Origin of the sequence: Nocardia ignorata NBRC 108230 (genome assembly GCF_001612905.1) — a bacterium.
Lineage (GTDB): Bacteria > Actinomycetota > Actinomycetes > Mycobacteriales > Mycobacteriaceae > Nocardia > Nocardia ignorata.
In genome coordinates, this window is sequence record NZ_BDBI01000008.1 from 82673 (window position 1) to 93345 (window position 10673).

General features: G+C 68.0%; 12 protein-coding genes. 2 read left to right on the top strand and 10 right to left on the bottom strand.

The window, feature by feature from the left end:
* Positions 1-22 precede the first annotated feature (22 nt).
* The 6 genes from NI2_RS06940 to NI2_RS06965 form a co-directional block, all read right to left on the bottom strand.
* Positions 23-1351 (bottom strand): hypothetical protein, encoded by a 1329-nt coding sequence (locus tag NI2_RS06940; RefSeq protein ID WP_067487600.1) that lies wholly within the window; start codon positions 1349-1351, stop codon positions 23-25.
* Entirely contained in the window at positions 1348-1716 is a 369-nt protein-coding gene (locus tag NI2_RS06945) for a hypothetical protein (RefSeq protein ID WP_084476048.1), read from the bottom strand. The genes NI2_RS06940 and NI2_RS06945 overlap by 4 nt, the downstream gene beginning before the upstream one ends.
* Positions 1713-1904 carry a hypothetical protein gene (locus NI2_RS06950; protein ID WP_067487854.1) on the bottom strand — a complete coding sequence of 64 codons (192 nt, stop codon included), beginning with the start codon at positions 1902-1904 and terminating at the stop codon, positions 1713-1715. The genes NI2_RS06945 and NI2_RS06950 overlap by 4 nt, the downstream gene beginning before the upstream one ends.
* Positions 1904-3733, bottom strand: a complete 1830-nt coding sequence (locus tag NI2_RS06955; protein WP_067487602.1) for a hypothetical protein — start codon at positions 3731-3733, stop codon at positions 1904-1906. The genes NI2_RS06950 and NI2_RS06955 overlap by 1 nt, the downstream gene beginning before the upstream one ends.
* 164 nt (positions 3734-3897) lie before the next feature.
* Entirely contained in the window at positions 3898-5100 is a 1203-nt protein-coding gene (locus NI2_RS06960) for a lipid-transfer protein (RefSeq protein WP_067487604.1), read from the bottom strand.
* The gene (locus NI2_RS06965; RefSeq protein WP_371851940.1) at positions 5093-5539 is read right to left on the bottom strand and encodes a Zn-ribbon domain-containing OB-fold protein; all 447 of its coding nucleotides are present in this window, start codon (positions 5537-5539) and stop codon (positions 5093-5095) included. Before NI2_RS06965 ends, NI2_RS06960 begins: the two co-directional genes overlap by 8 nt.
* A gap of 122 nt (positions 5540-5661) precedes the next feature.
* Between NI2_RS06965 and NI2_RS06970 the strand changes: the two genes are divergently transcribed.
* Positions 5662-6408, top strand: a complete 747-nt coding sequence (locus NI2_RS06970; protein ID WP_067487606.1) for a GTP-binding protein — start codon at positions 5662-5664, stop codon at positions 6406-6408.
* On the opposite strand, the gene NI2_RS06975 is transcribed toward NI2_RS06970, so the two are convergent.
* Complete coding sequence (locus NI2_RS06975; RefSeq protein ID WP_067487608.1) at positions 6402-7637, bottom strand: fatty acid desaturase family protein; 1236 nt, start codon at positions 7635-7637, stop codon at positions 6402-6404. The genes NI2_RS06970 and NI2_RS06975 overlap by 7 nt on opposite strands.
* Positions 7638-7766: 129 nt before the next feature.
* On the bottom strand, positions 7767-8489 hold the full coding sequence (locus NI2_RS06980; protein ID WP_371851944.1) for a TetR/AcrR family transcriptional regulator C-terminal domain-containing protein: 723 nt from the start codon (positions 8487-8489) through the stop codon (positions 7767-7769).
* A 191-nt stretch (positions 8490-8680) separates the two neighbouring features.
* Here NI2_RS06980 and NI2_RS34960 point away from each other — a divergent pair, with 191 nt between their 5' ends.
* The gene (locus NI2_RS34960) at positions 8681-9562 is read left to right on the top strand and encodes a DUF5994 family protein (protein ID WP_243750059.1); all 882 of its coding nucleotides are present in this window, start codon (positions 8681-8683) and stop codon (positions 9560-9562) included.
* A gap of 111 nt (positions 9563-9673) precedes the next feature.
* Here the strand turns inward: NI2_RS34960 and NI2_RS34965 are convergent, their stop codons facing one another.
* Both NI2_RS34965 and NI2_RS06990 read right to left on the bottom strand, forming a co-directional pair.
* Positions 9674-9796 (bottom strand): hypothetical protein, encoded by a 123-nt coding sequence (locus tag NI2_RS34965; RefSeq protein WP_255284002.1) that lies wholly within the window; start codon positions 9794-9796, stop codon positions 9674-9676.
* Positions 9797-9843: 47 nt separating this feature from the next.
* Positions 9844-10632 (bottom strand): hypothetical protein, encoded by a 789-nt coding sequence (locus NI2_RS06990; protein WP_067487610.1) that lies wholly within the window; start codon positions 10630-10632, stop codon positions 9844-9846.
* Positions 10633-10673 lie beyond the last annotated feature (41 nt).

A 10673-nucleotide genomic window follows, 5' to 3' on the forward strand; every position in this document is an offset into this window, starting at 1 on the left:
GACGTCGTAGTCGATGCGATTACTATCCCCCGAACAGCAGGTACAGCCCGGTGAAGGTGAAGGCGACCATGGTCAGCATCAAGGCCAGCTGGCCGGTCAACCGGTGACGAGGCGGGAGCAGGACCAGACAGCGGTCGTGTGCGGCGGCGACGCCGAGGACATGGCCGGTCAGCACCGCGAGCACCTTGCAGGTGGCGAGCACGCCTGGATGGCTCGACAGCACGTAGGCCACGTCTCGATCGGCCAGCCCCGCGAGGTTCCAGCCACGGTCGAGCGGGTCCGCGAACAGCAGGACCGTCGCCTGCCCCTTCTCGACGAGAAACGTGAGGTAGTGGGCGATCAGGTAGCCCGCAACGATCGGAGTGAGACTGAGCGCCAGTCGTCGGGGGAGCAGCGCGCGATCGGCGGGGGCGACACCGCCGGTGGCGCGCGCGGCGAGGGAGAACAGTCCGCCCACGACCCCGATGAAGACCAGTAGTCCGGTCGTGCGCACCAGCGTCGCGTCGACGAGCGGAGCCAGTTCGTCGACCAGTTCGCGCCACCACGGGAACGTAGAGAAGCTGTCGAAGGCGGTGGATCCGAGCAAGGTCGCGGCGACCGCGACCGATCCGGCGAGCCCGGGGGTCCCCGCGAGATTGTTCAGCGGCATCCGCAGTACCGGTTGTCCCGCGTGGTCGCGGCCGAACGGACTCAGGTGCGCCAGCAGCGTGCTGTACACCTCGAGCGGGTCGGCTCGCTCGGCCCACACGGTGCCGAACAGTACGAGGCCGATCGAGGTGACGACCAGATAGCCGATCAGCCAGGTCAGTACTGAGGTCACCGAACCCGGTGTGCGCCAGGCCAATTCCAGCCACACGAACGAGAACAGGCCGACAGCGGCGGGGAGGTGGCCCCATTCCTCGCGATAACGGAGAATTCCGTGCTCCGGCGAGCGCCGCAGCAGTCGACACCCGAATCGGTGGATCGCCCTGACCGGAGAGAGGACCTTCCACACCGGTCCGATCAGCAGCGACGCAACCATCACCCCGACCCAGACGCCGATATACAGCACTCCGGGAACCGGATTCAGGGCCGGATCGGAGGAACCGAACATCGCGATGACGAGCACGCACGCGGTGAACACCACACTGACCGCGGAAATTACCCCGCGAGCCACGGGAGCGTCGATCAGCCGGCGCACCGGGGTGGGTAGCGGCCATCCCGGCGACTGCGGGTCGAGTCGCGGCTGACGCCAGGCCATGAACAGCAGCGCGAACGAGAAGGTCAGCGCCCACGCCGCACCGACCAAGGCGTAGCTGAGCGGAATCGGCAGGTCCGCGGCGCCGTTGAGGCCGTGGGCGAGGGCGCTCACCGCCGGACCAGCAGCGTCGTCACCGTCCGTCCGAGTCGGTGGAGTTCGATGTCCACCTGGCCCGGAACCGCCACGGTGAAATCGAACTCCTGGCCCGCGGCCGCGACGACGGGAAAGGTGTGCGCGGGAGCGGAGTGGACGTGCAGTTCGTCGGTGGCGTCACTGTCGACCCGCAACACGATGCGTTGCCCCACCTCGGCTTCGGTGCGCGTATTGACCGGAGACACTTCACCGTCGGCTATCCGGATGTCGATGGTGCGTGCTGTCTCCACCGGCTCGACGGTCGGCTCGCCCGACGAGCAGCTCATCAGCAGTGCGCCCGCGCAGACCGTCACAAGACCGAGCCGGAGTCGACGAGCGCTCACGGATTCTCCTCACTGCGGTCGGACCGCGCGGATTCGGTTTCGGTGCCCGCGTTTTCGCGCTTCTCCGCGCGCCGATCGCGCATCGCGATGAACAACACCAGCCCGACCAACGCGACTGCGGGCAGGAAGGCCGGAATCGCCAGCAGAAGCGAGTGGTCGGCGAGAATGTCGATGTTCTCCGCGCGGATCACGCGTCGACCGTTGCCTTCTGATCCGGTGTGCTGCCCGCCGCCAGGTAGCGGTCGTTGACGCGCGCGGCGCCCCACGCCATCGCCGCGATCAAAGCCAGGCTGCACGCCAGCACCACCAGGCCGGCGAGGCCGATCAACCAGGACGGATGGTCGAAGGACCGCTCACGCTGCAGCACCGAGATCTCCTCGACGAACGGCCGTGTGAAGCTCGCGGGCGCGGCCACCTCCGCGGCGCCGGTGCCGGGATCGAGCGGCATGAAGAGGGGCAGCGCGGATTGCATGCGCCCGTCCTGCAGGCGCAGCACTGTTTTCCAGGTGCCGTGCACGGGCACCGGGCGGGTGGAGACGAAATGGTCGTCGGCGACGCGACGCAGTTTGTCCACGACCAGGCCGTGGCCGGGACTGTCGTCACCGGTACCGCCTTGCCAGGCCAGGATCTCCAACCATTCCGGATCGTCGCCGATCAGATCGGTGGGGGAGAGCCGGATGTCAGCGGTGACCATCCGCCCGCCCCGCACCGGCTCGGCGTCGGTGAGCAGGACCGTCGCCGACGCGTTCTCCGGCACGCGGATGATCAGCCCGTTCGTGGTCGCCGCGGCAGCGATCACCACCGCGCCGACCACCAATCCGCGCCGCACCGCGGGCCTGGGAAGTGGCTCGCCGCGCAAGACGGTGCCGAGCATCGCGCCGATCACACCGCCCGCCACACCGACCGGCACCGCCATCGCCAGCAGTTCGGGCCACATCCCGGCGACCCAGGGATTGACGAACATCCGCTCGATCCACAGCGATTCCAGCCAGATGCCCACCGTCGCCACCCCGAGCCCGGCCAGCGCGCCCCACCAGAGCGGTCGGCGGATCAACGGCAGGAGAGCCAGCAGTTCCACCACGACCGCAGCACCGAGATAGAGCGGAAACACATTGCGCGGCGCCTCGAATCCGGTGCCGACCAGGACCGCCACGACCCAGCGCACACCGAAGGCGAAGGCCACGAGCAGCAACGTGCTGAGCGGGCCGAGCGTGAGCCGCGCCGAGATCAGGGCGATCGTCGCGGCGAAGACGATGAGCATCGGTTGCAGCACCAGCCGGAACTGCTGCACACCGAAGTCGAATTCGACGCCGAACACCGACAACCCGATCACCAGGCCGCCGAAAGCGAACGCCTGAACCGCCCACAACACCCGGCCGTCGATGCGCGCGGGGTCGGGCCGGTTGTATCGGCCTTCGAGTTCGAGCAGCAGCACGCCGATCAGCGACAGACCCGCACCACCGATGAGCATCAGGTGGGTCGGCCCCCAGAGCGTGACGTCCTGGCCGAACAGCCGATGCCAGATGTCGTCGAGCGGAAAACCGATCAGCGCGTACAAACCGGCACCGGCGATCAGGATGCCGCCCACGGGGGCGTACCAGTCGCGGGTGATCTTCACCGCGGCCCGGCCCGGCTTCTCGTCGAGCGGCAGGATGACGGCAAGCATCCCCGCCATGAAGAGGAAGAACAGGCCGACCAGGATGAAGTAGTGCGCCGGGTTCGCCAGCGGTCCGGCGTCGCGGCCCTTGCCGACGTGCAGGCTCACATCCCAGATGAAGCCGAGAAACGCCGTCAGGATGGTCGCGAGGAACATCGCGATCGGGAGCGCCACCCAGCCCGGCCGGTTCATGATGCGACCGCTGAAGTCGGCCAGCCGTTGCAGCCAGGTGATGCGCCGGGTGCGGTGTAGGTACGCCACCCACAGCAGCACCGCGCCGATCACCGCGGCCGCACCGGTCATGAGCGCGACCTGATCGAGGGCGGCGCCACCGCCTTCGGTGCCCTGCGCGACCGGCATCGTCGACGGAGCGGATATCGCTGTGGACACGGCAGTCCTCCGATGTGTCGAAGCGCCCGGTCGATGGGGTACCGAACAGTATCCCGAAATCCGCGCCGTGCCGATACCCCACGCGCGCAGGTCGCGGATCCGATCCTGCGCGGCGCGGGGAACGACGCCGTGGGTCAGCGCATCGCGATGATCGCCGATCCGTGGCCGAACAGGCCCTGGTTCACCGCGATGCCCGTGCGGGCGTTGTCCACCTGGCGGCCCTCGGCCCGACCGCGCAGCTGCCAGGTGAGTTCGCAGATCTGGGCGATCGCCTGAGCGGGGATGGCTTCGCCGAAGCAGGCCAGGCCCCCGCTGGGATTCACCGGTACCCGACCGCCCAACGTCGTTGCACCGCTACGTAGTAGGGCCTCCGCTTCGCCGGTCTCACAGAGCCCGATGTCCTCGTACCAGTCCAGTTCCAGCGCGGTGGACAGGTCGTAGACCTCCGCGAGGGACAGGTCTTCGGGACCGATCCCGGCCTCTTCGTAGGCGGCGTGCGCGATGGCCGACCGGAAGGTGCGCGAGGGCGGCTCGACGGCCACGGCCGAGTCCGTCGAGAAGTCCGGCAGATCGAGCACGGTCTTGGGGAACGTCGGCGTGACCGTCGACAGCGCGGAGATGCGCACCGGATCGGTGACGCCGTGGCGACGGGCGTAGTCCATCGACGTGAGCACCAGGGCTGCGCCACCGTCGCTGGTCGCACAGATGTCGAGCAACCGCAGCGGGTCCGAGACGATCGCCGAGGCGGAGATCTCCTCGACCGAGACCTCCTTGCGGTAGCGGGCGTTCGGGTTGTTCAGGCCGTGCCTGGAGTTCTTCACCTTGACCGCGGCGAAGTCGTCGAGGGTGGCGCCGTGCAAGGCCATCCGGCGGCGGGCGTACAGCGCGAAATAGATGGGGTTGGTTGCACCGAGCAGATGGAAGCGCAACCAGTCCGGGTCGTCGCGGCGCTCGCCACCGACCGGCTGGAAGAACCCCTTCGGGGTGGTGTCCGCGCCGACTACCAGCGCGACCTCGCACAGTCCGGCCAGAATCTGGGCACGCGCGTTGGCGATGGCCTGTGCGCCCGAGGCGCACGCGGCGTAGCTGCTCGAGATCTGCGCACCCGACCAACCGAGCGCCTGCGCGAACGTCGCGCCCGAGACGAAGCCGGGGTAACCGTTGCGGATGGTGTCGGCGCCGGCGATGTAGCCGACGTCGCGGTGGTCCAACCCGGCATCGGCCAGCGCGGCACGCGCCGCCACCAGACCGTATTCGACGAAATTGCGGCCCCACTTGCCCCAGGGGTGCATGCCCGCGCCGAGGACGGCGATGTCGCGATCGTTGGTGTCAGTCATCGACCGGCCTCCACATCCACACCGTGTGCTCGGCGTCGTCGTCCTCGTACAGCGTGCCGACGGTCAATTCGACCGGCATGCCGACGGCCAGGTCGTCCACGGTGAGACCGCGCTCGACCTGTCCGAGAATCACCATCTGCTCGACCTCGAGCTCCACCGCCGCGACGACGTAGGGCACGAACGGATCGGCCGAGACGTAGGGCGCTGGCGGTTTGTACCGAGCGTCGGCGTACGACCAGATCCGCCCACGCGTAGAGAACAGATACTCGACGAGCTCGGAGCCGTCGTGGGTACCTGTGCACTGCGGATTGCGGCAGGCGAGCGTGTTCTTCGGGAAGTACGGTGTGCCGCAGTCGTTGCAGCGGGTGCCTTTGAGGCGTACCTGACCGTCGTCCGCAGTGAACCAGTCAGCCACGGCGGGGCGTTGTTCTTTCTGCACGTGGCCGACGGTATAGGAACACGTTCTACTTTGGGGCGGAATTCCGATCCGGCGCCGCTCGGGTGGAGGTACGGTTGGCGCGTCGAGGATGCGATGACGTCGATCTGGAGTACCGCAGCGCGATGGGCACCAAAGCTATTGACCCGCAGTGGATCCGCAATGTCACGATCATCGGCGATCCCGCCGGGGCGACCCGGCTGACCCACCGCCTGCGCCGGTGCTTCGGCGCCACGGATGACACCGTCCGCTGGTCGACGGACGGTGCCGAGCACACGATTCGCGTCGCCGCGCCGTCGAACGAGGCGCTCATCGCCGACCTGGAACGCTGCATTCGGGTAGCCGACGGAGTCGTCGTGGTCGTGGACGCCGCCGCGCAGAGCGCGCCGCGGCTGGACACCATGTTGCGGGTCGCCGACGACCATCAGGTCGCGCGCCTGTGCCTGGTCACCGGGCTCGGCGGACCCACTGCCGACTTCGACCGCTGTATTCGTACGATCGCCGACACTCGCGGGGCAGCGCCGCTGGCACTACAGGTCCCGGTCGGCACCGGAGACGACTTCGGCGGTGTCATCGATCTGGTCTCGGCCGCGGTGCTCGGGGCTGCCGGACAACATCGGGAGTCAGCCGAGCGCTGGTGCCGCGCGCTCGTCGAGACGCTGACCGAATCGGACCCTGTGAAGCCGGACTGCCTCACCGTCCGGGACCTGCACAACCGCATCCGGGGCCGCACCCGTAACGGCGACATCGTTCCCATCCTGTGCGACGCACCCAGTGCGAGTGACGACATCGCCGCACTCCTGGACGCGGTCGTCCGATATCTGCCGTCACCCATGTACGTCTGCCAGCCCGAACACGTCCTCGACTACTGACCACCGTGGCCGCGACGACGGAGGCCGCCCGGTCCTCGAGCGCTCACTTCGCGCAGTGCGGTGCGCAGGCCACGCCGGATCGTTCCCGGCTCGGCGGGGACCGCGGTGGCGAACTTGCGTTCGGAGGCGGTTTCGGGTGCGTCGTCGGTGGTTGCCAGCAGGAAGGTGTCGGGGAGGGCGAGTTTGTGGATCGTACGCAGGGTGAGCAGGTACTGCCGGGGCAGTGGACCGGTGGTGTAGGGCAGGTCGTATTTGTCGCAGAGTGCGCGGACCCGAGTTGCTATCTCGGCGTATCGGTTGCTCGGCAGGTCGGGGAAAAGGTGGTGCTCGATCTGGTGTGAGAGGTGGCCGCTGAGGAAGGCCAGGATCGGGCCGGCGTCGAAGTTGGCGGTGCCGAGCATCTGGCGCAGGTACCACTCGCCGTGGGTCTCGTGCTCGATCGCGTCCGGCGTGAATTTCTCTGCGCCGTCGGGGAAATGGCCGCAGAAGATCACGACGTAAGCCCAGAGATTGCGCAGCGCGTTGGCGGTGATGCCTGCGGCCAGGGTGCGGCGCCAGCGCCGTCCGCTCAGGATCGGGAAGAGCAGATAGTCCTTGGCCGTCTGCCTGCCGATCTTGCCGAGCAGTGCCCGGGTGTGCGCGGTCTTCTCGGTGGCGGTCGCGGCGCGGTCGCGTTCGGAATACAGCCCGTGCAGGGCGATGCCCCATTCGAACGTGGCTGCCAGGAGCAGGTTCTGCAGCGGTTGCAGGAGCAGGCGTGGTCGCCATTGCTGGTCTCTGGTCACCCGGATGACGCCGAATCCGACGTCGTCGTCCATGCCGACCACGTTGGTGAACATGTGATGGCGGTAGTTGTGCGAGTAGCGCCATTGCGACGATACTCCGGCCATGTCCCATTCCCAGGTACGGGAATGGATTTCGGGATCGTTCATCCAATCCCATTGGCCGTGCGACACATTGTGGCCGATCTCCATGTTCTCGATGCTCTTGGCCGCGGCCAGCGCCGAGGTGCCGACGACCCAGCCCAGTCGTGAGCCGGCACCCGCCAGAAGCAGTCGCGCACTCGCGTCGAGGATGCGCTGGAAGGCGATCGTGCGCCGGATGTAAACGGCGTCGGGGGTGCCGCGCCGTTCCTCGATGTCGCGCCGGATCGTGTCGAGTTCCTCGCCGAGGGCTTCGACATCGGCCTTGCTCAGGTGCGCGTAGACCGCGACTTCGGTGATGGCCATGATTCCTCGCTGGTCGTACTGCTGATTATACGTCCATCTACAGCAGACGTCTACACCGTAGACTAACGGTATAGATGCCCACGGTGACCGCTGTGTGACGGAGTCGGCGTGCGCCGGGACAGCCATCGGCTACACCTGCGGGTGGTCCCGGTCGATGTCGACGTGGGGTCCGCCGATCAGCGGCGGGACCGAACCGGACGGTGTCCAGCCCGAGAGGTGGCTCAGGGTCGAGGTCAGGCCGGTGAGCAGGATGTCCAGGCCTCGCTCGAGTTCGGCCGCGCCGTCGTAGGCGGCCAGTACCGGCGCGAGTGCCCGCACCAGCGGGAACTCGGTGATCGGGAGCCGGTGCAGGCCGAGCCGCAGGACCTCGTCCGATTCCTCCGGCCGCTCGATCACCTCTTGGAGTTCGTTGAGTACGTGACCGTAGAGGAATCCGAACAGCGCGCGGTAGACGTGCAGCGCGTCGGCGCCGGAGAACCCGGCATTGGTGAGCAGCCGCAGGATGCTCTCGAGTGGTCGGACCACCGCGATCGGGCGCATACCGAGGGGAGTCGACAGCGGCCGGATCGCCAGCAGCGGCACAACATTCGGGTGCGCCAGCGCCAACGCGCGGAACGAGCGCGCCACCGCTCGCAGCTGTGCCGCCCAGTCCGGATCGTCGGCATCGACCACCAGCTGCTCGAACACCATCTCGGCCACGCCGTCGAGCACGGCTGCCTTGTTGGGCAGGTGACGGTAGATCACCATCGGGTCCCGGCCGACCGCTTCGGCCAGCCGCCGCATCGACAGTGCGTCGACGCCGTCGCGATCGACGATCATCAGCGCCGCGGTGAGCACGGACGCCCTGGTCACCGCGTTGGCGGGACGGCGGGCGCCATCTGTCGAATCCTCGGCCACGAGGGCACCTCCGTCTGATCCAGTTTCGTTGCAAGTGTAGACCTACAGCGTTGACAAGCAAGCTGCCCGAGGCGTCTACTGGAGGATGTACAGGTCCCCGGAGCTGATACCGATTCCTCGGATCCCGGCCGAAAGGACCGATCGTCATGCGCCTTCGCGAAAGTCGTCATCCCGACGCGGCACCCGCCCGCCACGAGGTTCCCCCGCTCTATACGCCGCGACTGCGGATACGGGCGCGTTCTGCGGCCGACCATTACATCGACGGTGCCTGGTGGCCGCGCTCGGACGACCTGTCGGCTGAACTGCCCGACTTGCTCGCCGTGCTCGGGGTACGGCTGGGCCCGGTCTGGCGCGTCGTGTACGACCCCTCCTGCTGGGCGTCCGCACCTTCTCGGATCACAGTCGCGGGGGAGACCGTCCGGCTCGATGCCTATCATTTCGAGCTGTGGAACACGATGTACGTGTTCGGGCGCGGCGCGGCCATGATGGTGCTGCAGGTGATCCCTTCCGGCACCGATGCCCGAATCGCCCACGAATCCCTGATGGCCGCGGCCGAAGCCGACCCCGAGGACGGCCCGCCCCCCGCCCTCGATCCCCAGGCGACAGACACTGCGGACAACGATCGGCAACCGTTCGGAGAACCGACCCGGACGCCGCGACTCCTGTTGCGCGGCACCGAAAGTCATGCCGAGCTGTTCGACGGCGCCTGGTGGCCGAGGACGGAGAACCTCACCGCGGAACTCCACGATCTGATCAGCGCCCTCACGCCCCGCCTGGGCCGGACGGCGCGAATCAGCTTCGACTGGAACGTGACCAGCCGCAACCAGCGCCGCATCGACCGCCCCGACGGTGTCGAACTGCGGGCCCCCGATATCGGCCAGCTTCCCGACACCATGCACCTCGCCGGCGCGAACGGCGTGCACCTCACCCTGCTGGTGATCCCCGCGGACACCCCGGCCGACGTGGCGAACGCCCAGATCCTGCACGCCGTCGGGCGGGTCGGCCACCATATGCCGACCGCCGGCTGACTCGGTTATCGCAGCACGCCCGTCGCGAGCAGACATCGGCGACACCAGGCCTGCCGGGTGCACGGGAGCCCGACCGACGGCATGCGGGCCCGCTTCGGCATCAGATCGAGATCAGCTCTGGTCGAGGTAGTTCTCGACGGCCGTGCCGACGGCTCGGGCCACGGTGGCGAGCGCTTCGGGCGAGGTGGTGTTGTGTGGTGTATCGGCCGGGGTGTGGTAACGGCTTTCGTCCATCCCGACGAACAGTGAACGCCCGACAGCCGGGATGTGGTGCTGGTCGGTCACCGAAGGGGCGAGTTCGAGCGGTGCGTCGGGTGTTTTCCGTACTCCAGTGCGACATTGGCGCCCAGATGCACGATCAGCGCGGGATCGATGTCGAAGGTGCGCAGGTAGTGCTGCAAACCGATGTGGTGCAGGATCTCGTGTCCCGGCGCTCCGACGACGACCACCGGGTGCCGGCCGGCGAAGCGCTCCGCGAGCGCGACCGCGATACCGGTCGCGCGTTCGGCCGCGCAACCGAACCAGCCACTGAGCGGTGTCGCCAGCAGGAGGGGTTCGGCGTCGGCGTTGTCGGCGGCGAAGGTGGCGATCACGTTCGTGTTCGAGCCCGCGATTGTCCCGGCGGAGAAGCGCAGGTGGACCGGTTTCGAGGCGAGGTCGTCGGCCACTCGGCCGGGAACCAGGACCACCGGCATCCGGCCGACGACGGTGGGATAGCGGTTGGGCATCACGAGCTGACCCAGCGGGTTGAGAGTCGCGATCACCGCGGCAGGCGAACCCGCGTTCTCGGCGGCTGTGATCGCGGCGTCGAGGTCGTGGGAGGTGGGGTCGCCGTCGGTGGCGTGCAGGGCAGCCGTATACGGGGAGTCGGTCTCCAGCGTGCCGACGCTCTGGTAGCACAGCGCGTCCGACTCGACCGGCGCACCGCCGATGGTCACCTGGGTGTTCGCGACGTAGCGGTCGAAGGTGAAACGCTGGTATTCGATGCCTGCGCCCAGGCGGGTCGACTCACCGGCGAACAGCGCGTTGGTGTCGTCGTCCACGGCGGTGCCCACGCGATGCTCGTCCACGCTCGTGTACTTCTCGACGAACTCGTAGAGCCGGGTCCCAT

Excerpts from the sequence above, each read along its gene's own strand:
- NI2_RS06955 (WP_067487602.1), bottom strand. The coding sequence starts at position 3,733 with ATGCCGGTCGCGCAGGGCACCGAAGGCGGTGGCGCCGCCCTCGATCAG.
- NI2_RS06960 (WP_067487604.1), bottom strand. The coding sequence starts at position 5,100 with ATGACTGACACCAACGATCGCGACATCGCCGTCCTCGGCGCGGGCATG.
- NI2_RS06970 (WP_067487606.1), top strand. The coding sequence starts at position 5,662 with ATGGGCACCAAAGCTATTGACCCGCAGTGGATCCGCAATGTCACGATC.
- NI2_RS06975 (WP_067487608.1), bottom strand. The coding sequence starts at position 7,637 with ATGGCCATCACCGAAGTCGCGGTCTACGCGCACCTGAGCAAGGCCGAT.
- NI2_RS34960 (WP_243750059.1), top strand. The coding sequence starts at position 8,681 with ATGCGCCTTCGCGAAAGTCGTCATCCCGACGCGGCACCCGCCCGCCAC.
- NI2_RS34965 (WP_255284002.1), bottom strand. The coding sequence starts at position 9,796 with ATGGACGAAAGCCGTTACCACACCCCGGCCGATACACCACACAACACC.